The 23136-nt window shown below is 65.9% G+C and carries 22 protein-coding genes and 1 pseudogene; 10 read left to right on the top strand and 13 right to left on the bottom strand.

Going from position 1 to position 23136, the window contains the following annotated elements; genetic code table 11:
* The coding region (locus ACFU4Z_RS17640; RefSeq protein WP_379064089.1) for an LLM class flavin-dependent oxidoreductase at positions 1 to 698 on the top strand (698 nt) is incomplete at its 5' end.
* A 177-nt stretch (positions 699 to 875) separates the two neighbouring features.
* On the opposite strand, the gene ACFU4Z_RS17635 is transcribed toward ACFU4Z_RS17640, so the two are convergent.
* Together ACFU4Z_RS17635 and ACFU4Z_RS17630 are read right to left on the bottom strand one after the other, a co-directional pair.
* Complete coding sequence (locus ACFU4Z_RS17635; protein ID WP_379064087.1) at positions 876 to 1721, bottom strand: fructosamine kinase family protein; 846 nt, start codon at positions 1719 to 1721, stop codon at positions 876 to 878.
* Complete coding sequence (locus ACFU4Z_RS17630) at positions 1718 to 2497, bottom strand: helix-turn-helix domain-containing protein (RefSeq protein ID WP_379064085.1); 780 nt, start codon at positions 2495 to 2497, stop codon at positions 1718 to 1720. The genes ACFU4Z_RS17635 and ACFU4Z_RS17630 overlap by 4 nt, the downstream gene beginning before the upstream one ends.
* Before the next feature lie 336 nt (positions 2498 to 2833).
* Between ACFU4Z_RS17630 and ACFU4Z_RS17625 the strand changes: the two are divergent.
* A pseudogene (locus tag ACFU4Z_RS17625) lies at positions 2834 to 3172 on the top strand (transglycosylase family protein); the annotation flags it as partial.
* A gap of 367 nt (positions 3173 to 3539) precedes the next feature.
* Here the strand turns inward: ACFU4Z_RS17625 and ACFU4Z_RS17620 are convergent.
* Positions 3540 to 5291 carry an MOSC domain-containing protein gene (locus ACFU4Z_RS17620; RefSeq protein WP_379064083.1) on the bottom strand — a complete coding sequence of 584 codons (1752 nt, stop codon included), beginning with the start codon at positions 5289 to 5291 and terminating at the stop codon, positions 3540 to 3542.
* A gap of 90 nt (positions 5292 to 5381) precedes the next feature.
* Between ACFU4Z_RS17620 and ACFU4Z_RS17615 the strand changes: the two genes are divergently transcribed.
* Both ACFU4Z_RS17615 and ACFU4Z_RS17610 read left to right on the top strand, forming a co-directional pair.
* On the top strand, positions 5382 to 6059 hold the full coding sequence (locus ACFU4Z_RS17615; protein WP_379064081.1) for a TMEM175 family protein: 678 nt from the start codon (positions 5382 to 5384) through the stop codon (positions 6057 to 6059).
* 40 nt (positions 6060 to 6099) lie between these two features.
* Positions 6100 to 6243 (top strand): hypothetical protein, encoded by a 144-nt coding sequence (locus tag ACFU4Z_RS17610; protein WP_379064079.1) that lies wholly within the window; start codon positions 6100 to 6102, stop codon positions 6241 to 6243.
* Here the strand turns inward: ACFU4Z_RS17610 and ACFU4Z_RS17605 are convergent.
* From ACFU4Z_RS17605 to ACFU4Z_RS17595, 3 genes are all read right to left on the bottom strand, one after another.
* On the bottom strand, positions 6240 to 7109 hold the full coding sequence (locus tag ACFU4Z_RS17605) for a DUF427 domain-containing protein (RefSeq protein ID WP_379064077.1): 870 nt from the start codon (positions 7107 to 7109) through the stop codon (positions 6240 to 6242). The two genes, ACFU4Z_RS17610 and ACFU4Z_RS17605, sit on opposite strands and share 4 nt — an antisense overlap.
* A gap of 120 nt (positions 7110 to 7229) precedes the next feature.
* Positions 7230 to 8102 carry an alpha/beta fold hydrolase gene (locus tag ACFU4Z_RS17600; RefSeq protein WP_379064075.1) on the bottom strand — a complete coding sequence of 291 codons (873 nt, stop codon included), beginning with the start codon at positions 8100 to 8102 and terminating at the stop codon, positions 7230 to 7232.
* Positions 8103 to 8539: 437 nt separating this feature from the next.
* On the bottom strand, positions 8540 to 9103 hold the full coding sequence (locus tag ACFU4Z_RS17595) for a type 1 glutamine amidotransferase domain-containing protein (RefSeq protein WP_379064073.1): 564 nt from the start codon (positions 9101 to 9103) through the stop codon (positions 8540 to 8542).
* A gap of 555 nt (positions 9104 to 9658) precedes the next feature.
* Here ACFU4Z_RS17595 and ACFU4Z_RS17590 point away from each other — a divergent pair.
* Positions 9659 to 11179, top strand: coding sequence for a catalase (locus ACFU4Z_RS17590; RefSeq protein ID WP_379064071.1), 1521 nt, complete (start codon positions 9659 to 9661; stop codon positions 11177 to 11179).
* A 4-nt stretch (positions 11180 to 11183) separates the two neighbouring features.
* On the opposite strand, the gene ACFU4Z_RS17585 is transcribed toward ACFU4Z_RS17590, so the two are convergent.
* From ACFU4Z_RS17585 to ACFU4Z_RS17555, 7 genes are all read right to left on the bottom strand, one after another.
* Positions 11184 to 12626, bottom strand: coding sequence for an AMP-binding protein (locus ACFU4Z_RS17585; RefSeq protein ID WP_379064069.1), 1443 nt, complete (start codon positions 12624 to 12626; stop codon positions 11184 to 11186).
* Positions 12619 to 13221: an energy-coupling factor transporter transmembrane component T family protein gene (locus ACFU4Z_RS17580; protein ID WP_379064067.1), complete on the bottom strand. Its 603-nt coding sequence runs from the start codon at positions 13219 to 13221 to the stop codon at positions 12619 to 12621. Before ACFU4Z_RS17580 ends, ACFU4Z_RS17585 begins: the two co-directional genes overlap by 8 nt.
* Complete coding sequence (locus tag ACFU4Z_RS17575; protein ID WP_379064065.1) at positions 13218 to 13898, bottom strand: energy-coupling factor ABC transporter ATP-binding protein; 681 nt, start codon at positions 13896 to 13898, stop codon at positions 13218 to 13220. The genes ACFU4Z_RS17580 and ACFU4Z_RS17575 overlap by 4 nt, the downstream gene beginning before the upstream one ends.
* A 61-nt stretch (positions 13899 to 13959) precedes the next feature.
* Positions 13960 to 15087 (bottom strand): thiolase family protein, encoded by a 1128-nt coding sequence (locus tag ACFU4Z_RS17570; RefSeq protein ID WP_379064063.1) that lies wholly within the window; start codon positions 15085 to 15087, stop codon positions 13960 to 13962.
* Positions 15084 to 16205: a synthetase gene (locus ACFU4Z_RS17565; protein ID WP_379064061.1), complete on the bottom strand. Its 1122-nt coding sequence runs from the start codon at positions 16203 to 16205 to the stop codon at positions 15084 to 15086. Before ACFU4Z_RS17565 ends, ACFU4Z_RS17570 begins: the two co-directional genes overlap by 4 nt.
* Entirely contained in the window at positions 16198 to 16782 is a 585-nt protein-coding gene (locus tag ACFU4Z_RS17560) for a biotin transporter BioY (protein WP_379064059.1), read from the bottom strand. The genes ACFU4Z_RS17565 and ACFU4Z_RS17560 overlap by 8 nt, the downstream gene beginning before the upstream one ends.
* Positions 16783 to 17294: 512 nt before the next feature.
* Positions 17295 to 17597, bottom strand: a complete 303-nt coding sequence (locus tag ACFU4Z_RS17555; protein ID WP_379064057.1) for a hypothetical protein — start codon at positions 17595 to 17597, stop codon at positions 17295 to 17297.
* 119 nt (positions 17598 to 17716) lie between these two features.
* On the opposite strand from ACFU4Z_RS17555, the gene ACFU4Z_RS17550 reads away from it, so the two are divergent.
* The 5 genes from ACFU4Z_RS17550 (at position 17717) to ACFU4Z_RS17530 (ending at position 23028) form a co-directional block, all read left to right on the top strand.
* On the top strand, positions 17717 to 18199 hold the full coding sequence (locus tag ACFU4Z_RS17550) for a cation:proton antiporter regulatory subunit (RefSeq protein WP_379064055.1): 483 nt from the start codon (positions 17717 to 17719) through the stop codon (positions 18197 to 18199).
* A gap of 3 nt (positions 18200 to 18202) precedes the next feature.
* Positions 18203 to 19408, top strand: coding sequence for a cation:proton antiporter (locus tag ACFU4Z_RS17545; protein WP_379064053.1), 1206 nt, complete (start codon positions 18203 to 18205; stop codon positions 19406 to 19408).
* 204 nt (positions 19409 to 19612) lie between these two features.
* Positions 19613 to 20482, top strand: a complete 870-nt coding sequence (locus ACFU4Z_RS17540; RefSeq protein WP_379064051.1) for a BTAD domain-containing putative transcriptional regulator — start codon at positions 19613 to 19615, stop codon at positions 20480 to 20482.
* A gap of 519 nt (positions 20483 to 21001) precedes the next feature.
* Positions 21002 to 22267 carry an FAD-dependent oxidoreductase gene (locus tag ACFU4Z_RS17535; protein WP_379064049.1) on the top strand — a complete coding sequence of 422 codons (1266 nt, stop codon included), beginning with the start codon at positions 21002 to 21004 and terminating at the stop codon, positions 22265 to 22267.
* On the top strand, positions 22267 to 23028 hold the full coding sequence (locus ACFU4Z_RS17530) for an alpha/beta fold hydrolase (protein WP_379064047.1): 762 nt from the start codon (positions 22267 to 22269) through the stop codon (positions 23026 to 23028). The genes ACFU4Z_RS17535 and ACFU4Z_RS17530 overlap by 1 nt, the downstream gene beginning before the upstream one ends.
* Positions 23029 to 23136: the final 108 nt, after the last annotated feature.

The following is a 23136-nucleotide window of genomic DNA, read 5'->3' as shown; positions in this document are numbered from 1 at the left end:
TCGGGTGGGCGTTGTTGGCGGGCGCGCCCCCGCCCGCCCCCCCCCCCCCCACGACGCTGCGGTTCACGCCGTTCGTGCTGAAGCTGCCCATCCGGCCCCCCGTGCTCGTCGCCAAACAGGCCGCCTCCATCGCCGCGCTCAGCGGTGACCGGCTCGGGCTCGGCGTCGGAATCAGTCCGTGGCCCGACGATTTCGACATGATGGGGGTGCCGTTCGAGCATCGGGGCGCACGGATGGACGAGTGCATCGACATCGTGCGCGGGCTCACCGCGGGCGGCTACTTCGAGTTCCACGGCAAGTTCTACGACATCGCGCCGATCAAGATCAATCCGGTGCCGGGCGCGCCATTGCCCATCCTCATCGGCGGGCACAGCGAACCGGCGCTGCGGCGTGCGGCGCAACGCGGCGACGGCTGGATGCACGCCGGCGGCGACCCCGCCGAACTGGATCGGCTGCTGGACCGTTTGACCGTGCTGCGCGCCGAGTACGGCACCCGCGAGGATTTCGAGGTGCATGTCATCTCGCTGGACGGGTTCACCGTCGACGGTGTGAAACGGCTGGAGGACAAGGGCGTCACCGATGTCATCGTCGGCTTCCGCTACCCGTACACGACCGAGGTCGACACCGAGCCGCTGGACACCAAGATCGCCAACCTGTCCCGGTTCGCGGAGAAGGTGATCGCGCGAACCACCCGGTGAGCGGCGCGAGCGAACGGAAGGAACACTCAGGCGCCGCAACGGCCTTCACGCGGGCGCCCACAGCGCTCGTTCGGCCGAGTACATCACCTCGGTACCCGTCATGAGGATTCGATAGACCGCAGGACCTCGGGCAACGAGCAGCGACGCGCACCGGATGCCACACCGCGTCCGGTGCACTCATGTCGCGAGTATCGCGGTAGCGGCGGCGAGGGTTCGGTCTCGATAGCCTGCACCGAACAGCACCACGTGCACGAGCAGTGGATGCAGTTGGTGCAATGGGATTCGGGTGCGCCAGCCATCGGCGAGCGGATGGGTTTCCCGGTAGGCGGCGTGGACGCGGTCCAGGTGTGGGGCGCCGAACAGGGCCAGCATCGCCAGGTCGGTTTCGCGGTGACCGCCGTGGGCGGCGGGGTCGATGAGGATCGCCTGGTCGGTGGTCCAGCGGATGTTGCCCGACCAGAGGTCACCGTGGATGCGGCTGGATGGTTCCTGCGGGCCTGCGAGGGCGTCGATGTTCTCGATGACGCGTTCCAGCATGCGGGTTCCGTCGTGGCCCAGGTGCGCGGCAGCACGCGGGAGGTAAGGGGTGAGGCGGCGCTCGGCATACCACTGGGACCACGGGCCGTTGCTCGTCGTGTTGTCCAGCGGGAGATCAGCGATCCAACCGGACCAGGGCGCTCCGAACGATCCCGGTGAATGCGCGTGCAGCGCGGCGAGTTCACGACCGAATCGTTCGGCGGCGAGGGCGGTGGCGGGTGCTTGCGGCAACCACGGCAGCACCAGTATCCGGTCATCGACGGCCAGCACCTCCGGCACGAGTCCTGGCGCCCCGACGCCGAGCCAGCGCAGGCCCTCCGCTTCGGCACTGAGTATCCGCGCCCGATCGACGGCGACCTTCGCGAAAACGTCGCGGCCGTCGGTCAGCATCGCGCGATGCAACGTCCAGGAATGGCTCGCCCCGAGGTCGGTCGTCGACCGGACCGCAACGCCGAGCAGCTCACTCAGATCCGCGGCGACGCTCACGAGTGCGCCGTGGTCAGCAGCTTCTTCGTGTCCGGGTCGGCCGGATAGAACGACTCGATGGCCAGTTCGGCGACGGTGACGTTCATCGGGGTGCCGAAGACGGTTGTCGCGCTGATGAACGACAGCTCATGGTTGTCGTGGCGCAACCGCAGCGGAACCACCACCTGGTCCGGGTCCGGCAACGACAGTTCGATCTCACCGCCGGGGTATCCGCGCAATTCCTCGAGCAGTTCGATCAGTTCCGCCGCGCCGGTGACCTCGATCCGGCGGGTCAACCGCTCGAACAGGTGGCCGCGCCATTCGGCGAGGTTGACGATGCGGCTTGCCATGCCATCGGGGTGCAGGCTCAGGCGCAGCGCGTTGGGCTGCGCGGTGAGCAACGCCGGGTCGATGCCTTCGAGCATCAGCGCGATACCGGCGTTGGCATCGACCATGTTCCAGTTCTGGTCGATCGCCAGCGCCGGAAACGGTTCGAGTCCCGCCAGCATCTGACGCATCGCCTCGCGCACCGGCGCCATCGCGGGGGTGTCGAGGGCCGGTTCGGCGTACACCGGGGCGTATCCCGCCGCCAGTAGCAGGCGATTGCGTTCGCGCAGCGGAACCTCCAGCTGTTCACACAGGTGCACGAGCATGGTGCGGCTGGGAGTGGCGCGACCGGTTTCGATGAAACTGAGGTGCCGGGTGGAGGTCTCGGCACGCCCCGCCAGTTCCAGTTGACTGAGCCTGCGCTCGAGGCGCCAATGTCGCAACAGATCACCGGCGGTCTGGGTAGTCACCTCCCGAATCCTACGAACTCACGGTCCAGCCGGCCATTACCTCTCGGGTAATCGACGCGGGTAGCGGCGCCAGACGATCGTCGCGACGGACCGAGGAGAACACAGTCCGGTGCCTGTTCGTCACCCCTTGACCACTGTGACCACGCCGAACACCGTGTCCGTGGACGAGCGGACCGTCGATCCCGATACCGAACTATTTCGATGCGGACACGATATCGAGGACTATCGCCTCGGCTCACCACGCCCAGCACACACTCGAACGGGCCCAAAGATCGAGTGATCACCTTTCATGCTTGGACACCTGTATAGGTTTGCTGACTCGAAAGGAACTCCGATATGAGCGCTCTAGGCACCCCACTCAAAAAGATCATCGCTACCAGCGCGATCATTGGCGGGGCCGGCATGGCATACGTCGGCCAAGCTTCCGCCGCTACCGATCAGGAATGGGACAACCTCGCCGCGTGTGAGTCGGGTGGTAATTGGAACAGCAACACCGGCAACGGGTTTCAGGGCGGCCTTCAGTTCTCGCCGGGCACATGGGCGGTATATGGCGGTGCCGCGTATGCGCCGACTGCCGACCAAGCCACCCGCGAACAACAGATCGCCGTCGCCGAGCAGGTACTCGCCGCTCAGGGCTGGGGCCCTTGGGCAGGTTGTTCGGCAGCGCTCGGCCTTTTCCGGTGAGACAGCAGAGCTGTCCAACGGGTACGACCGAGCCGTGACACTGTCGTATCGTCCCGGTCTCATGAACGCCGCCCGTAGCGGTGAACACCGCGCGGAGTAGTAGCCGCAGCGACGGCGGTCGATGGGAACAGCGCCACCCTTACGAGTGACAATCGGCAATATCGTGTGTTCGGTCCGCGCCGAATGCCCGGTCCGACAACTGAACCGCGCGGAATGCGGCATGGCCGGATATCCGCCGGTTCCCACTGGGCCTGACTTCGCAGCGTTTCGTCTGGTCGACGATTCACCAAGAGCGGCACGCCATTCGGGCATGCCGTATCAGCAACCGGCTGCCGCGCTCCCAATCGGACCCTCCGCACTAGAGCTCTAGGATGAGGTCCGTCTCTGGTTGTGAGCAACAGACGAGTACGGTGCCTTGTGCTGGGGGTTCCAGAGGTCGGGGTCCGTATCGGACCGTACCGGCAAGAATCGGCGTCTGGCAGGTGTGGCAGACGCCGGTGCGGCAGGACCATTGAGTGGGTATGTCGCAGGCTTCGGCGAATTCGAGGACGGTCGCGTATTCGTCGCTCCACGGCAGGGTGAGTCCGCTGCGGGTAAAGGCGATGCGGGGACCGGTGCCTGGGGGCCCGAAGGGTGGATGCGGGGCTCTACGGGTGACACCGGTGAGGCCGGGATTGATCGCGGGCCGTGACCCGAACAACTCGGTGTGGATGCGGGTGGCGTCCAGGCCGAGTTCCGTGAGCGCCTCGCGCATGGCAGTCATGAACGCGTCGGGGCCGCAGAGATAGACGGTCGCGGCGGTGGGCAGGTCGAGGGCGGCTAGGGCGTCGTGGTCGAGTCGGCCGAGGGTGATTGTCGGGGCCAGGTTTGCCCTAGAGATTTCGCGCGAGTAGTAGACGTGCTCGTGGCCGTGGATGAGGGAGCTCAGAAGTTGATGGGCCTCGACGGCGAAGGTGTGCTCGGCAGCTGAGCGCGCCGTATGCATCCACCAGATATCGCGTGTGCTGCCGGCGGCGGCGAGTGTGTGCAGCATCGCCAGGACTGGGGTCACCCCGATTCCGGCGGACAGCAGGATCACGGGGCTGGTGTCGTTGTCCTCGGGAAGGACGAAGTCGCCTCGCGGGGAGGCGACTTCGAGCACGGCGCCGACGCGGAGGCGCGTGTGGAGGTAGGTACTGACGACGCCGTGCGCCTCGCGTTTGACGCTGATTCGGTACTCGTGGTCGGATGGGGCCGCAGACAGTGAGTAGTTGCGCACCGGTGGTGGGTGGGCTGCGCCGGGTAGGCGAAGGCTGAGGTACTGGCCGGGTCGAGGCCGGGGCAGCGGGCGATGGTCATCGGTTTCCAGGTAGATCGACGTCACGGCTGCGTTCTCAGGTACGACGTTGGAGACGCGCAGTGGCCGGAAGCCGGGCCATCCGACGGGTTCGATACCAGGCAGCGGCGTGCTGGCCGGTGATCCGGTCGCCGCGGAGTCGAGCAGGCCGTGAAACGATGCCTGCCAGCCTGGGCTGAGTGCGGGGATATCGACTGCTTTGCGGAGTTGGTCGATGTCGCGATCGGGCAGGTAGAGCAGCGCGTCGATCGTGGCGACACTCATTCGGTGCCGACCCAGGCGGGTACGGACGATCTCGTCACCGGCTTGGACGTGGCCCTCGGTGATGACCCGGAAGTAGAAGCCGGGCCGATGATGGGCGACGAGCAGCGCGGGCATCTGGGGTTCGCCCAGGCGCATGCCGACCCGAAAACAAGTGACGCGGGGTTGGGTGACCTCGAATTCGGCGTCACCGATGCGATAGCAGTCGCCGATGTGGACTTCGTTGTCCGGTAGGCCGTCGACGGTGAAGTTCTCACCGAACCGGCCGTATTCGAGGTCGTCGCGTCCGAGGTAGTGCCGCCAGAAGTCGTAGGACTGACGTTGGTAGACGAGTACGGCGCGTATTTCGCCGCCGTGACCTTCGAGATCGCCTTGGCCGTCCCCGTCGATGTTGAGCCTACGAACCATCAGCGGCCCTGCGACCGGGTATTTGACGATGCCGGTGTGGACGGTCCGGCCATGCCACGGCAGGTTCTTGGGTAGCCCGATGTTGACGGATAGTAGCTGTGGCATCCCACTCGCCTCCCTCCTGCCAGGAGTGCGGCATCGGCGATGTTGTCGACCGTACCCGTCCGGCGGTGTTCAGTGCCGCACACTTGGACAATGGCAGAACACGTTGGTGAGCCGACGAGCTCGACAGCGTTCGGCGCGGAGCGCGATCCTGCGCGAGTCGTCGCGTTCAGCGATGCGGTCACTGCCATCGCCGTCACTCTGCTCGTCCTGGAGATCCGGGTACCGGAAGATACCCAGGACCTACTCCACGGCCTCGCCACCCTCTGGCCGTCCTATCTGGCTTACGTCATCACATTCATGTTGATCGGGCAGATATGGGTCAATCATCACGTCATGTTCGATCACATCCGTCGTGTCGACCGGGTGGTGCTGTTCCTGAACACCGTGCTCCTGATGGACATTGCGTTCTTGCCGTTCGCCGCCTCCGTTCTGGCCCACGCCTTCCACGATGGGCACGGACAGCGCACGGCGGTCGTATTCCACGGTCTCACCTTCGAATTGGCAGCCATTCTGTTCAACACCATTTGGGAGTACGCGCGTCGAAACCACCGGCTGCTCGCCGCCACGATTGACCCCGCGGGCGCGCGAGCCATCGCATGGCGATTCAGACTCGCCCTCGCCTGGATCGCCGTCGGAATCTTGCTGGGTGTCCTGCTTCCTGTTCTCGGCCTAGCCGTGATCGCGGCGTTCATTCCCTTCTACTGGCTGCCGATACCGGGCGAGACTGCCAGGGCGAAGCGTCGGCGCGATGGTGGCGGGCAGCCGTGACCAGGACCGATTCACATCGGGACTACTGACGGAACCTCGAATGCCGGGAGTCACCGAACTGTTGCACTCGGCGATGTCGCCGTCGCGGGTCGGCGTGCCGATCGAGCGGCTCCGGCATGCCGTACCGTGCTTGCTCACCGTCAGCGATGTGTGGCTGCGCCTGCTGGAAGGCTACCGAGGCTAGATCTGACTCCGCTGCTGCAGCTCGTCGGGGTCGAGGCCCCGGTCGATACCGTGCGGAATCACGACTTGGCCTGGTTCGAGGACGAGCTTCCTACCGTCGAGGGACACATCGACGATGTCGGGTTCGAACGACACCCACCCCGACACCGCCGCAACCTCGGGCCATGCCTCCAGGTACGACCATGCGGCGCGCTCGCGCTGCCGAATGTCGTAGTAGCTGGCCAGGCCCTTGTAGGGGCAAAACGTCTGGCCCTCCACCGGGGTCAGGGCAGACTCGTCGATGTAGTCGCGGGGGACATACCAGCGGGGTGCGAAGCCCGATTCGTAGAGGGCCAATGGACGTCGTGTCTCGGCGACGACCCGATCACCGTCGCGGACGACGAGGTGCCGCGAGGTCCGGCGGATGTCGATGCGGTGGTAAAGGTCGGCCGCGTGGCCGACAATGCGGTCGTCTTCTTCGTAGAAGGCGTCCATCGACCGCCAGGCGAAGGCGACGCGGTCTCGCAGGACGGTGGCGTAGGCCGGGAGGTCCGTGAACTGCCACGCGGCTCGCTGCGCCTGACGGTCCTCGATGTCAACGCTGAACCACGTCGTCGTTCCGAGGTCGCGATGTTTCGTCGTGCGTGTCTCCGGCACCAGGACACCCTCGAGGACATCGGGGCGCGGGAAGAACGCGACCGGGTAGCGGTCCGGCTCATGCAGCAGGACGACATCCTCGCTGTCGGCCATCCACTGCCCGCCGAATTTCACACGCATCCGTCTGCGGAGCGGCTCGGCGAACAACAGCCGTTCCGGCAGCGGCTCGGCCACCAGGAACTGCCCTACCGATCTGGTCGCCAACGGTCCTTGCTGCCATGCCAAACCCATTGCTTTCTCCTTCGTCGATCGAGCTGGCCGCTGCGGCCTGCGCCGGCGCGCTCGCTGGAGACGAATCCGCGATATGGGGCATCGGTCTTCTCCTGGTAAGCGCCCAGGGTTCTGGGTAGGTCAGCGGGTGACGGTCACGCTGCTCATGAATTCGCGGATCAGTTCGGCGACATCGTCACCGGCGCTCTCCAGCAGGAAGTGCCCGCCATCGAGCAGATGGATTTCAGCGTCTGGTACATCCTCGGCGAACGCGCGGGCGCCGTCCGGGCCGAAGATCTCGTCTCCTTTGCCCCACACCGCCAGCAACGGCGGGCGGCAGCGGCGCAGATACTCGTGTAGCGCCGGGTACATCGGCGAGTTGGTCGCGTAGTCGCGGAACAGCGCAAGCTGGATGGCGTCGTTGCCCGGCCGCGACAGCAGCGCGAAGTCGTGATGCCACGTATCCGGGCTGACCAGGCTCTCGTCGGCGACGCCGGTGAGGTACTGCCACCTCGTGGCGTCCAGGGTCAGCGCGGTGCGGATGTTGGCCTCCGTCTCGGGCGTCTGCGCGCGCTGGTAATCCCACACAGTGGTCCAGAAGCTGTCCACGAAGCCGACGTCGTAGCCGTTGCCGCTCTGCGTAATGATCGCGGTGATTGCCTGCGGGTTAGCCAACGCAAGTCGCCAGCCGATCGGGGCGCCGTAGTCCTGAACATAGATCGCATAGCGCTTCACACGCAGCTGTTCGAGCAGCCCGGCGGTCAGACGGGCCAGCGCGTCGAAGGTGTAATCGAACTCATCGACGGAGGGAGCGGCGGACAGCCCGAACCCGAGGTGATCCGGTGCGATCACATGATATCGGTCAGCCAATGCGGGGATCAGGTTGCGAAACATAAACGAGCTGGTCGGAAAGCCGTGCAGCAGCACGATCGCCGGGGCAGCGGCGGGCCCGGCCTCCCGATAGAACAGCCGCTGGCCCTGCACGGTCGCGGAGCGGTGATGAACAGCCGTCATCTCTAACTCCTTTTACTTATTGAGATTCTCGCCCTCCAGCACCACGACAACATCCACATCGGTCATCCCGGTGGCCGGCCCAGCGGTGGCTGGGCAAACTGAATGTCGAGATCAAAGGGGCCCGTATTTCGAGCCGATCGTGTCCTCGGCGTTCGGATTTCGGATCAGAGACGGATCGAGGTCGGCTTCTCCGACAGATCGTTCCGAGATTCGGTTCCGGATTCAGGCTCGTCAGACGAAGTGCGCCGATCCGCTTCAGAAGACTTGGCTCTGTGCATGATCACTCCGATCTATTCGAAGGTATCTGGCACCCGCACAGCAATCGTATAGCCGGACTGGGTACCGCAACCGCCGATTCTGCAGGCGCACACACCAGCAAATGTCCGTTCCACATGCAGAAGCGCGTCCGTTCGACCTATACGCCGACCTCACATCGGCTAGAACGCTGCCAGCAGTTCGGTGGCGATCGCATCGCAGAACTCCGGAATATCGCCCGGGTTGCGAGAGGTGATCAAGGTCCAGCCGTACTCCGGTGACCGGACCACCGGCCGATCGGTCCACAGACCGTCGGCGTTGATCACGTCGGTGCGCAGTGAGTGATACGACGTCAGGGATTTTCCCTGGAGCAGATCGGCCTCGACGAGCAGCCACGGGCCGTGGCAGATGGCCGCGATGGGTTTACCTTCGGCGGCGAACTGTTTTGCCAGCTCGACCGCCCCGTCCGCGACCCGCAATTTGTCGACGTTGACGGTGCCACCCGGGACAACGAGGACGTCGAAATCACCGGCGTCGACATTGTCGAGCGTCGTATCGGGATGAACGACCACATCCCTGTCGACATCGTGCTGGAACGTCTGGATGTCATCGAGTTTCGGAGCCGCGTGCACTGCAGTGGCTCCGCGCTCCCGCAACCAGCCGAGCGGCACCAGCAGTTCGTCCCGTTCGACACCGGTGTTCGCGGTAATGAACAGGACGCGTGCCTCGGTCAGTTGGCCTGACATGGTGACCTCCTCGCGGTTCAGTTACCTGCGGCCTACCCGAGTCGTGGCCACCCAAACGATCGGCGCGAATCGGATCGGCGGCTCGCGGCGAGTCCGGACGGATAGGACCCCGGCCCCTGGATGCGGCGTGACGCGACGCGCTGGCGCCTGCGGCTTTCTGCCGCCGACCGCACGAGTTCGCGTTACGTTTGATGGTGCGACACCTGGGAAGACGGTCGGTAGAACCTACGGAAGGGTTTCGCCATAGCGATCGCCGAGGACTCGTCACCACACACCGCGCAACGGTCGCGGGGTGCGATGGCAGGTCTCCGCGCTACCGGTCGCAATCCTCGACGAACACCCTCACCGCACCCCGCGACCGTCTCCGATCTCGTTGGCAGACGACTCGATCGCGGGTGGTCCCCGGTGATCAACGATGTGCTCGCCGTCGGCACCCCCGGGGTTTTGCCGCGGTGTTTCGAGGGACCGCAACGGCAGCCCGGTCCGAGGCCAGGACTGCACGCAACCAGCATCACCCGATCTGCCGACGACCTGCCTGCTACCTAGAGGAGTGAGATGTCCGAGCAGAACTACACCACCGACGACGCCGGTATCCCGCAACCGAGCGACGAGCATTCCCTGACCGTCGGCCCGGACGGCCCGATCCTGCTGAACGACGCCTATCTCATCGAGAAGATGGCCGCCTTCAACCGCGAACGTGTGCCGGAACGGCAACCGCACGCCAAGGGCGGCGGCGCATTCGGCACGTTCGAAGTCACCCACGATGTCAGCGCTTACACCAAGGCGGATGTGTTCCAGCCGGGTAAGAGGACGGAGATGCTGGCCCGGTTCTCCACCGTCGCGGGTGAGCGCGGCAGCCCCGACACCTGGCGTGACCCACGCGGGTTCGCCCTCAAGTTCTATACCGAGCAGGGCAATTTCGACATGGTCGGCAACAACACGCCGGTTTTCTTCGTGAAGGATCCGATGAAGTTCCAGGACTTCATCCGCTCGCAGAAACGCCGCGCCGACAACAACCTGCGCGACCACGATATGCAGTGGGACTTCTGGACGCTGTCGCCGGAATCCGCGCACCAGGTGACCTGGCTCATGGGCGACCGCGGCATCCCGCGCACCTGGCGGCATATGAACGGCTACTCCAGCCACACCTATTTGTGGGCCAATGCCGCGGGTGAGCGGTTCTGGGTCAAATACCACTTCAAGACCGATCAGGGCATCGAGTTCTTCACCCAGGACGAGGGTGATCAGATGGCCTCGATGGACACCGACTATCACATCCGTGACCTGTGGGGGGCGATCGAGGGCGGCAACTATCCCAGCTGGACGCTGCACATGCAGATCATGCCGTTCGAGGAGGCGAAAACCTACCGGTTCAACCCCTTCGACCTCACCAAAGTCTGGCCGCACGCCGACTATCCACTGACCGAGGTCGGCACGATGACCTTGCATCGCAATCCGGTCGACTATCACACCGAGATCGAGCAGGCCGCCTTCGAACCGAGCAGTGCGGTGCCGGGCACCGGGCCGAGCCCGGACAAGATGCTGCTCGGGCGATGGTTCTCCTATCCGGACGCGCATCGCCACCGTATCGGCGCCAATTACAAACTGCTGCCGGTCAATTCACCGCGTGCGACCACACTTCGGTCGTATTCGAAAGACGGGGCGATGCGCTACACGAACGTGAGCGACCCTGTCTACGTGCCCAATTCCAAGGGCGGCCCGCACGCCGATTCCGCGGTCTCCGGCCCGCCCATCGGGTGGCACAGTGACGGCGAAATGGTCCGCACCGCTTACACATTGCGCCGCGACGACGACGATTGGGGCCAGGCGGGCACGCTGGTGCGCGACGTTCTCGACGACGCCGCCCGGGAGCGGCTGGTCGACAATATCGTCGGGCATCTGCTCAACGGCGTCTCCGCGCCCGTGCTGTCCCGGGCATTCGAGTACTGGCGAAATGTCGACAAGAATCTGGGCGACCGCATCGAGACGGGCGTGCAAGCGAAACAGGACGAACTCGATCCGAAGGCCCCGAAACAGGCCAACCCGGCCCGCTCCTCGGCTCAGCACAAGGCCTAGTGCGCTATCGGCGAACAGCGGTGACAGATCTGATGTTTCCGCTATCGGTAGCAGGTCGGGCTTCAGCTCGGCGATGAGTAGCGAGGATGGCAGACAGCGCCTGACGGTCGAGTTTTCCGCGCGCAGTGCGTGGCAGGCTGCCGAGAACCAGGAGCTGGATCGGCATGCTCGGGCTCGGGAGGGTCGCGCGCAGATGTCGCCAGATGTCGTCGGTGCTCGGCGCACCGTCGTGCACCACGATCGCGGCGGCGGGCGCTTCACCCATTCGGGTGTCGGGCACCGCGAGACAGGCGGCCTCCGCGATGCCGGGTAGTGCGGTGAGCGCGGCTTCGATGGCGGCGGGCTCCACATTGAGGCCCGCACGGATCAGCATGTCGCTGGTACGGCCGAACAGGTGCAGATGGCTGCCGTCCACGCGGCCGCGGTCGCCCACCGACATCCAGCCGTCGACCGGTCCGTGCACCACACCGTCGTCGGTGAGGTAGCCGTCGAACAGCATGTCGCTGCGCACGAACACCACCTCGTCACGGATCTGCGCCTCGACGCCGCCGAACAGCAGGCCCGCGGACGTCTCCTCGACGGCCCCGAGTCCCCGATCGAAGGACACGAAGCTCAATTCGGACGCGCCGTAGAAATGCACGAGCGACGCGTTCGGGAGGATCTCCTGCAACGCAAGACGTCCCGTGCGCGGCCATCGGGCAGCCGAGGACAGCACCTCACGGACGGTCTCGACCGGATCGATGCCCGATTGCACCACGTCCCAGGCGATCGTCGGCACCGAATACAGGTGTGTCGCCCCGTCGGGCAGCGACTGCGCCACCGGCCGCAGATCCACTGTCGCGCCGCGAGTGAGGGCATGCAGGGCGCCGTACAGAAAATGGGTGTGATCGAGGACGCCGGGCACTGCGACGCGATCGCCACGACCGATATCGAAGGTGTTGTCGGAGCGATCGAGGGTGGCGGCCCACGAATGTTGGTTGCGCACGAACAACTTCGGTTCGCCGGTGGTGCCGGAGGTGATGCCGACCAGCAGTTCGTTCCCGGGGTGCGCGCGGCCGACCGGACCATCGGATTCCAATGCCGACGCCGTCTGCACGTCCCCCTCGAAGCCCAGTCGGCGCAACCGCCGGTGCTGATGCGGCGCGGCGACGACGGCGCCGGGCTTCGCGAGTTCGAGCACTCGGGCCAGTTGATTCGCCAGCAGGTGCCGGTGCAACAGCACAACGCTGATACCCGCGTGCATGGCCGCCACCACCACGACAAGCGATTCGATATCCGAGGTGGGCAGCACCGCAACCCGGTTCATACCGTCGAGCCCGGCGGCCGTTCGGGTAACCCGCGACCAGAACTCCCGGTAGTCGATGCTCTCGCGAGCAGCGACGATCGATGTCGATTCCGGATGCTCGCCCGCGCACCGCGCGACGCGCTCGGCCAACAGCTCAGTCATCGTCCACTCCCCGCGCGGCGAGCGCGTCACCCATCGCGTCCGCGGTGCGCAGCGCTCGCACCAGCACCGGCGTGACCAGCGCCGTCATCGACCACTGCAACCCACGAGCGCGCCTGGCCTCGGCGACGTCGTGCACGATCTCGGTCAGCAGCGGAACACACCGGATGGCCAGCGCCAGCAACAGCCCGATCCGCTCGGGGTCGACCCCGACCTTGTGCAGCGGTCCGAGCGCGCGCGTCACGGCGTCGAGCATGTCGGTGACCCGGGTAGTCAGTGTGACCAGCGCCGCGAGCGCCACCGAGATCAGCAACACACCGCACACGACAACCGCACGCGCGGGCGAGGTGATCAGCACCTGGAACACCGCGATGATCAGCAGCATCCACACCATCGGACGCAATTGGGCCACAACAACTTTCCATGGAATCCCGGATATCGCGAACAATCCCGCCACCAGCACCCCCACCACCGCGACGGCCGTCGGGCTACGCACGAACACTGTGGCTGTCACGATCGACGCGATCAGCAGCACCAGTTTCGATCCGGCAGGCATCCGGTGCAGCACTGAGTGGCCGGGCAGGTACACACCGATCATCCGACCGACGCCCGGTATGCGGGGACGGCGTCGCCAGGGATTCCGTCGAACGCCACGACGCCGTCATCGATGACGATCACGCGTTCGAAGCTCTCCAGCAGCGACAGCTGGTGCGTCACGACGATCACCTGCTGGTCCACGGAGTCGAGCGCGTCGGCGACCGCACGGGCGTTGCGCAGATCCAGCAGGGTGGTCGGCTCATCGGCGATGATCACCTCCGGCCTGCGGATGAGAACCGCGCCGATGGCCAGCAGCTGCTTCTGACCGCCGGACAACAGGTGCGAGGGATGCTCGGCGTGCTCCTCCAGCCCGAACCGGGTCAGCATCTCCTCGACGCGCGCCGCGACCTCCTGTTTGCTCAGCCCTGTCCGTCGCAGCGAGAACGCGAGATCCTCCGAGACGGTGGGCATGACGATCTGGGTGTCGGGGTCGGTGAACACGAACCCGACCTTGCGGCGCACCTGCGCGCCCTTCCTGGCCGCATCGATCCCATCGACGGTGACAGTGCCGGAAGTCGGCCGCAACAACCCGTTGATCATGCGCGCCAGGGTCGACTTGCCGGAACCGTTGGATCCGATAATGCCGACGCGGCGCTCGCGGATGCGCAAGTCGATGTCGCGCAACACTTTTCGATCACCGAAGTGGTGGCTGACCGAGTCGAAGACGATCTCACTCACTACTGCGCCTCACTACCGCTCGTGCGCCGGATACACGACCCGGCTCGTTCACTACGCTCACTCACGAAACCCGCTCCACGAGCATCGCGATGCCCTGCCCGCCGCCGATGGCACACGCCGCGAGCCCGAGCGTGGGGCCATCCGCGCGCAGCATCTGACTTGCCAACCGCACCAGCAAGATAGCTCCGGACGCACCCCACGGATGACCCATCGCGATGGCGCCGCCCTGCGGGCAGATCGTGGATTCGTCCAAACCCAATTCATCGGACACCGCCAGCACCACCGACGCGAACGCCTCGGTGATCTCGACGACGCCGAGATCCTTGGTATCGAAACCGGTGCGGCGCAGCAGTTTCCGAATGGCGGGCACCGGTCCCAGACCCGGAAGCGCCGGATCGGAGCCTGCCACCGCCGACCCGAGTACCCGCAACGCGGGCACCCCAGCGGCCAGCGACTCACTGGTGACCGCCAGCATTGCGGCGCCGTCGGAGATACCGCACGAGTTACCCGCGGTCGCCGTGCCCTCGACGCCGAAACTGGGGCGCAGTCGCGCCAGCCTGGCCTCGGTCATCCCCGCGCGAATGCGTTCGTCGCGGCGCACGTCGCCGATGGGCACGATCTCCGCGGAGAAGTCGGCCGCGGCAGCGAGGGCGTGCGAACGCGCGGCATAGGCATCCTGCCGCTGTCTGCTGATGCCGCGTACGCGCGCGAGGTGATCGGCGGCCGCACCCATGTCGGGATCGGGGAAGCCCGCCGGCGCAAAGGGGGCGCGGGTGTAGCGCACAGGATCGGCGTCCGCGATCGGCGGCCAGAAGCGCCACGGCGCTGTACTCGCGGACTCGACGCCGCCGGCCAGAATGAGCTCGTCCGCGCCGCTGCGCACCCGCAACGCCGCCTGCATGACAGCATCCAGGCCGGAGCCGCACTGGCGATCGACCGTGACGCCGGGAACGTGCACGCCCGCTCCGGCGTGCAGTGCCGCGATCCGCGCGGGGTCGCCGCCCGGTCCGAGGCAGTTGCCCAGGACGACATCGTCCACCTCGGCGTCGATGCCCGCGCGACGCACCGTGGTCAGCACGTCGCGCAGCACCGGGGTGGCCAGATCGGTAACGGTCAGATCGGCGAACCCGTGCCCGGCGTTGCCGATCGGCGTCCGGCGCGGCGCCACCAGAACGGGAACATGATTCATGTCAGCAAGTCTTTCAGCCGACCACGGGCGACCTTGCCACTCGCGGTGCGCGGCAACGACTGCAGTGCCACCCAGCGGCGCGGCATGGCCTCCTTCGTCAGCACTCCGCGGGCGCGCGAGCGAATCTCCTCGATGCCCGCGCCGTCGAGTTGCACTGCGGCGGTGACGGTTTCACCGAATACCGCGTGCGGCGATCCGATGACGGCCGCGGCGGTGACGCCGTCGAGCGTTTCCAGGATGCGCTCGACATCTTCGGCGACCACAGTGGTGCCACCGACGTTGATCGCGAACTCGCCACGGCCACGGACCGTGAGCTCGCGGTTATCGCCCAGCTCGGCGAGGTCACCGACGCCGAACCACTCAGGGGCGCCGAGCACACTGTAGGGAGAACGGACGTAGAGCAGTCCCCCGCGCACCTCGGCGTCGACGCCGTCGAGCAGTCGAAGCGGTTCGGGGACCCGGCGCGCCGCGACGAGGGAGACTTCCGCGGACCCGTAGTACTCGATGAGCGCGATGCCCTCGGCCGCCGCCGCGGCGCCGTCGTCCAGTGCGATGCCCGCGACGATCGCCGTACGCAGCCGTGGAGCGGTGCGCACCGCCTCCCGCAGCACGGCCGGAACCGCGTGCACGACCGTGGCCTGCGACGGGTCGTCGGTGACGCACGCACCTCGCCACAGCGCATGCAACGCGCCGAACAGATGCATCGTCGCGTGCAGCGGGCCGGTGATCAATACGCGATCGGTGGCGAGGATGCCGGTGATCGTGGTGAACGCGGGGAAACTGTCGAACCAGGATGCGGCGGTCCGCGCCAGTGGCCGTGGCTTGCCGGTGGAGCCCGAGGTGGTCACCAGCAGAAATGCCGACGGCGGAATACTCGGGCGGTGCGGGCGGGCGTCGGGGTTCTCGACGATCACCGGGATGCTTCGACGTGCTGCGGCACAGACACAGATCAGCGCCTCCGCGACTGTGAGCCGCGACGCGTCGTAGACGGACTCCCGCAGCCCGTGCCGGTCGTTCCACCGCTCGATCGCGGCATCGAGCTGCGCATAGGTGTAGGTGCGGCCGTCGATGTCGAGCGCGGGCGTGTCACCGGCGCCTCCGAGTTCGGGACTACGCACGGATCAGACCGGGGTACGCGCGGTGCACCCCCTTGGCGACGACTGTCGCCACGACGACTTTGAGCAGGTCACCCGGAATGAACGCGAAGTTGGTGGTGATGGCGTGCCGGAAATCCAGATCGGTGCGCAGCAGCAGACCAACAGTGCCAAGGACGTAAAGGATCAGAATCCCGCCGATCGCGTTGACGACCAGACCGAGCACGATCGGATACTTCGGCAGAATCCGGGCGGTGCACAAGCCGATGAACAGCGCCGCTGGAATCCAGCCGATGAGGTAGCCGACACTCGGACCGGCCAGCGCCGTCAATCCGGTGCGGCCACCGGACAGCAGCGGCAACCCGATCATCGTCAGCGCGAGGAAGACCACTACCGCGGCCGTGCCCTTCCGCGCCCCGAGCACCGCACCGGCCAGAATGACACCGAGGGTCTGCACTGTGATCGGCACACCGCTGAATCCGACCGTGATGGCGCCCGGCAGGCCCAACGCCGCGATCAGCGCCGCGAACACGGCGATCTGCGCCATATCTCTTGCGGACATACCGGCCCGCGACTTCCGAGGGCTTTCGACACCTTCCACGACGACATCCTTCGCTATAAACTTGAACGCCGTTCAAGATAGCAGGCGACCATGGCAGTGGACCCGTCGGCGCACGCGATCCGTCACCTGCGGCAGGCGGCCATTCGGAAACGATCGGCCGCCACGCCGCCGAGGTCGTTGCCATCCCCCCGACCGATACCCAGGCTTACCGCCTATGTCCGCCGCCTGCCCGTCCTGCTCTTGGCCCTCGCCGATGCACGTGTCGTCGCACCGCTCGGTCCACTACCTACGCTGCGTGTGCGGCAAGTGGCTGATCGCCCACCGCGGTGGCGTGCATCTGGTCGCCGGGACCGGCAAGAAATCGGTGGCGTCCGAACATTTCGAGCTGATTCCGTTGCCCGAGGCCTGATCCTCGAGGCAGGCTCGCCCAGCGCGCTCGACCCCGCCGACACCGAGGTCCCGGCGGCGGGAAGACAGAGGAAGAGCGACCGACAGAATCCGACTACTGTGTCACCGGCCTGCGGCGGAAGAACGTTTCCGCGAAACAGTGCTCAACTCGAGTTCATTTCGCGCTTCGGGCCGCGCGCGACCACTTCGGTCTTGCCGTCGCGGTCGGTCGCGACGATCTCTGGTGCGGCACCCCAGTTGCCGAACCACAGCCGGTTGTCACGCCAGCGCGGCGACTCCCCCACACAAAGATCACTGAACAGAGTTTTCGGCGTGTACGCGACTGCTCCTCCTGCGATCGGTCTGCTGACATCGGGTTCGTCTTCGGCAACTACACGAACAGCGCTCCGCCGGATCGACACGACGACGGAAGAAGGTTCGAAGGTGTTCGGCACCCGATCCGTCACCGCACAGGGTGCGATCCCACGCGATGTTTCGCCTGCTACGAGACCGATCCAGGTAGGCTAAACGGACAAATCACCCATCCGGTGCGTGTGGCCGGTGTGGGCGAAGCTAGGCTCGGGGGGTGAACGTTGAGGTGACGCCATTGCCGGGAATCGGTGTACGCAAGGACTTTCCGATCAAGAGTGGGCACCGCAGAATCGGCGTCATCGACCGCAAGGACGGCACAATCGACCTGATTCTGAGCAGGGCCGACAACCCGGATGTCACCGATCAGCTGCACTTGTCGGCGAACGAAGCGGCGGCGTTGGCGAACCTGTTGGGCGCACCGCAATTGGTGGCGCGGCTGCGGGACGAGCACCGGGAGCTCGAGGGTGTCAACACCGGGCAGTTCCCGATCCTGCGCGGCTCCCCCTACGACGCGCGCATGCTCGGTGAAACCGAGATGCGCACGCGGACAAAAGCTTCCATCGTCGCAGTAATGCGCGCAGGCCAGGTCATCGCCTCGCCCGGCCCTGATTTCACGTTCGCCCCGGGCGATCAACTCGTCATTGTCGGTACCGCGGAGGGCCTCGAGGCCGCCGCCGAGATCCTAAGCCACGGCTGATCCATGGTGTTCGAAGGAACCGCGCTCTCGCTGATCCAGCTGGGCGCGGTATTTTTTGGCCTCGGCCTGCTCGGTCGCCTCGCCGCACGCATCGGAATGTCGCCGATTCCGCTGTATCTCATCGGCGGACTGGTCTTCGGCAACGGCGGGTTCATCGCGCTGAGCAATGTCGACGAGTTCATTCACCTCGCCAGCGAGATCGGCGTGGTACTGCTGTTGCTATTGCTCGGCCTGGAATACAGTGCGCCGGAACTGGTTACCGGAATGCGAAGATCCTGGCAGGCCGGGCTGCTCGACATCGCGCTCAACGCGACGCCCGGTGTCGTGGTCGCCCTCGGCCTCGGGTGGGGTCTCACCGGCGCGATCGCGATGGCGGGGGTCACCTACATCTCCTCCTCGGGCATCGTCGCGAAAGTCTTGAACGACCTCGGTCGACTCGGCAACCGCGAGACCCCGGTCATCCTGTCGATCCTGGTGTTCGAGGACCTCGTCATGGCCGGCTACCTGCCGGTGTTGACCGCCGTGCTCGCCGGCGCCGGCTTCCTCGCCGGGCTGAAGACGCTGTCCATCGCGCTGATCGCCGTCACCGTGGTGCTCGTGGTCGCGCTGCGCTACGGCAAGTACGTTTCCGCGATCGTGGCCAGCGAGGACCGCGAGATCTTCCTGCTCAAACTGCTCGGCGCCGCATTGCTGGTCGCCGGGTTCGCCTCCGCGGTCCAGGTTTCCGCGGCCGTCGGCGCATTCCTGCTCGGTATCGCGATCTCCGATTCGACCGCGCACAACGCCACCAAGATCCTCGAGCCACTGCGCGACTTGTTCGCGGCGATGTTCTTCGTCCTCTTCGGTCTGACCACCGATCCGGCCAGCATCCCTCCGGTATTGGGATGGGCCTGCCTACTGGCGGTCGTCACCACCGCAACCAAGCTGGCGACCGGCTGGTGGGCCGCCCGGCAGGCAGGCGCCTCCCGCTACGGCCGGGCCCGCGCGGGCACCGCACTGGTGGCGCACGGCGAGTTCTCCATCGTGATCGCGGGACTGGCGGTCGCCGCGGGCGCGGTCCCCAGCGAGTTCGCCGCGATGGCAACGACGTACGTGCTGATCATGGCGGTGATCGGTCCGATCGCCGCACGGGTGGTCGAGCCCATCCTCGGCATAGTCGCGCGCCGCCCGTCCTCGCCGCGGCCCGCTCCGGAACCGCACAGCGAATGAGCGAGTCCACGCATTCCGCGGTGTTCTCAATCTCCTTGTCCCGCAGGGAAATTAAGCAGATACGTGCGTCGAGTTTACTCGGATATTACTCAAGTTTCATCGACGCGATACGGCATCCTCGATAGTGTTGATCCTACCTACAGCGAGGTGGGATTTTCGAAGACCTCACATCGGTCGGGGGGAAAACGCCCGTAGGGAGAGCTCGTGAAGTATCCAGTGTGCGCTCGCGTGTTAGGTCCGTTAACGCTTGCTCTGAACAATCGCAACGCAACGCCTACAGCCCAGAAACAGCGACAACTCTTGGCATTGCTACTGGTCAGGCATTCGACCGTAGTTCCGGTTTCGACACTGATCGAAGAGCTGTGGAGCGAGGACCCGCCGCGCAGCGCGGTCGCCGTCATCCAGACATATGTACTCGGAATTCGCAAGAAGATGGCGGAGCAACTCGACATCGGGCAGGCCGAGGTCGCGGAGCGATATCTCCGCACGCGCAGCAAGGGCTATTCGTTCGAGGTACAGGATTGCGTTTTCGACCTGCGCAATTACCGCTCGATGTCGGATGCCGCCAGGATCGCCGCCAAGGCAGGCGACGATCACCGCGCCGTCGATCTGTTCCATGCGGCGGAGGCCTGCTGGACCGGCGCCGCGTTGGTGGACGTAGAGGCGGGCTTGCCGCTCGCCGCGGAGATCTCGCACCTCGATCATCTGCGGCTGGCCAATGTCGAGCTGCGCATCGAAGCCGAACTACGGCTGGGCCGCCACCGCGAAGTATGCCCAGACCTGGCCCGATTGACCATGCAGCATCCGCTGCACGAGCGCTTGCAGGCGTACTACATGTTCGCGCTGAGCCGTTCGGGTCAGCGACATATCGCGCTCAGCTCCTACCAGCAGTTCTGCAAAGCGATGCAGCACGAGCTCGGGCTCGACCCGTGCATGAAGCTACAGAAGCTGCACCAAGACATCCTCGCCGCCTCGGATGAACGCGTCGGCATGATGCTCGAACGTCGGCATGCGGGTTATCTGATCGGCTTCCATCCACCCGCCGACCCTGCGGCATCCGCCACTCCCGCCTAGCAATATTCCTCGAGCAGCGGCCCTTCCAATAATTCGATCGCGCAGAGTGCTGATCTCCCGTGCGCGAGTCGAACACCTAGATCAGGAGATCTTTTCTCGTACAGATCCATTCGCCCACTGTTCCCGAATCCGGCGCGGCCCCGGCCTATTTCCAGCCGTAGCGAATATCCGCTTCGCGCGTTCATGTCGACACGAACACCCGGAGCCCATTTCCCGCATTTCTCCGGAAAACGAATGCCTCGACGTCACCTGCTCGGCGTCGAGGCATTCATTCGAGCGCGGCGCGGTGAAATCTGTTTCCCACAGCCTGCGCCCACCCGCTCGAGAACACGTCGAATCGGCGGCTCGAGCGGTGCTGGAGCACCCCTCACCATGCTTGGTTCCCAGCATCACCACAACACCACGATCATCCTGTGGAGGGACCAAAAGCTATGGATACCAGCGCATTCGGCGGTACCGGATGACTCGCCAGCGCATGCTCACCGGCGACGGAGTCTGCCGTGACGGAGGTGCGCCGATATGCCGGAGGTGACCAGCGATTCGGTCGACGTCTGCGTCATCGGTGGCGGACCCGCCGGGCTGATGGCGGGACTGCTGCTGGCCAGGTCGGGTGTGGACGTGCTCGTGTTGGAGAAGCATCCGGACTTCCTGCGCGACTTCCGAGGCGACACCGTGCATCCCTCGACGCTGCGGGTGATGGACGAGCTGGGACTGGCCGAGGAGTTTCTCGCGCTACCGCATGTCGAGCTGCCGCAGCTGCCGATGGCCACCGCCATGGGGCCGGTGATATTCGCCGACTTCCGCAAACTGCCGGGACGTTTCCCGTTCGTCGCGTTCATGCCGCAGTGGGACGTGCTGAACTTCCTCGCCGATGCAGGTCGCCGGTACCCGGGCTTCCGGCTGCTGCAAGAGGCCGAAGTGACCGAGCTGGTGCAGCGGGACGGCACCGTTGTCGGCGTGCGCGCGCACACCACGGACGGCCCCTTCGAGGTCAGCAGCAGGTTGGTCATCGCCGCCGACGGACGCAACTCGCTCGCGCGCGGCTCCGGCCTGCTCGAGGTCGCGGCAAGCGTCGCCCCGATGGATGTGCTGTGGTTCCGGGTGCGCAAGCCCGATGGTGACCGGTTACCGACGGTGCGCAGCGGCAAGGGCTTCTTCATCGTCTGCATCGACCGCGGCGACTATCTCCAAGTCGCGTACATGATTCCGAAAGGTGGCTTCGACACGATCGAGGCCGCTGGGCTCACCGCATTCCGAGCCGACCTCGCCGCGATCTACCCGAGTCTCACCGGGCATCTCGACGCGGAGATCCGCAGTTGGGACGATGTGAAACCGCTCGACGTCCGGGTCGACAGGCTGCGCCGCTGGTATCGGCCCGGGCTGCTCGCCATCGGTGATGCCGCGCATGCGATGTCGCCCGCGGGCGGGGTGGGCATCAATCTCGCCGTCCAGGACGCGATCGCCGCCGCCCGCATTCTGGCGCCGTCGCTTGCCGCGGGCCGACGCCCCACCGTCGCCGAACTCCGCGAGATTCAGCACCGCCGTCAATGGCCCATGCGGGTGGTGCAATTCACACAGCTGCGCCTGTTGTCGGATCTCTATCCGAACGCCGGGCGGCCGGGTACCGACAAGCCACTACTGGTCCGGCTGCTGCGGCGCGTTCCCGGTCTACAGCACGTCGTCGCCAGGGTCATCGGGCTCGGTCTGCGACCCGAACATGTGCCGCCGATAGCGAGCAACACCGAAACAATCACTGCCCCAAAGAAACTCAGGGAGAACCACTAGTGTCGACCTATCTGCTCATCCATGGAGCCTTCCACGGCGGCTGGTGCTGGCAGCGGGTGACGCCGCTGCTCGCAGCCGAGGGGCACACCGTCCACGCGCCTTCCCTCGTCGGGCTCGGCGATCGGGCCGAACTGCTGACACCGGAGGTCGGCCTCGACACCCACGTGCAGGACCTGGTCGAATTCATCGTGTCCGCAGATCTCACCGACATCGTCCTGGTCGGACACAGTTACGCGGGCATCGTCATCACCGCGGTCGCGGACGCGGTGCCGGACCGGATCGCCGAACTGGTCTATGTCGACACCTTCGTCCCCCGCGATGGCGAAGCGGTCGCCGACATCATGCCGGGCATGGTCGAGGCGTTCGTCGCCGCGGCGGCGAACGCGGGCGACGGCTGGCGGGTTCCGCCGCAGACCATGCCGATGGGCGACGGTGGCCTCTACGGCGTGACCGACGAACCCGACCTCAGCTGGGTGGCCTCGATGCAGACGGCGCAGTCGCTCGCGACATTTCAACAGCCGATGCGGCTGCGCAACCCGGACGACCTCGCGGCGATACCGGTGACCCACGTGCACTGCAGCGAGGGCGGCGAGGACTTCAAACAGATGCGCGCGGCGGGCCTGCCGCGCACCTTTCCGCCCGCCGACTTCCCCGCCGCACGCATCCATGTGCTCCCGACCGGGCACGACTGCATGATCACCATGCCGCGCGAGCTGGCAGGCCATCTCCTCGAACTCGCACCAGCGCGGGTCGAGAGCTGACCCGCGACGGCATCTTCTGATGCGCTCACGCGCCCGCGTCGTAGGCGGCGCGGGCGGGGGTCAACTCCGTCGGGTGGGAGGCCGTACATAAAGCGAGTGTGGGGAAAA

The organism is Nocardia sp. NPDC057440 (genome assembly GCF_042802915.1).
GTDB lineage: Bacteria > Actinomycetota > Actinomycetes > Mycobacteriales > Mycobacteriaceae > Nocardia.
Note: the sequence above shows the minus strand (reverse complement) of the source record. Positions and strands in the feature narration are given on the sequence as shown.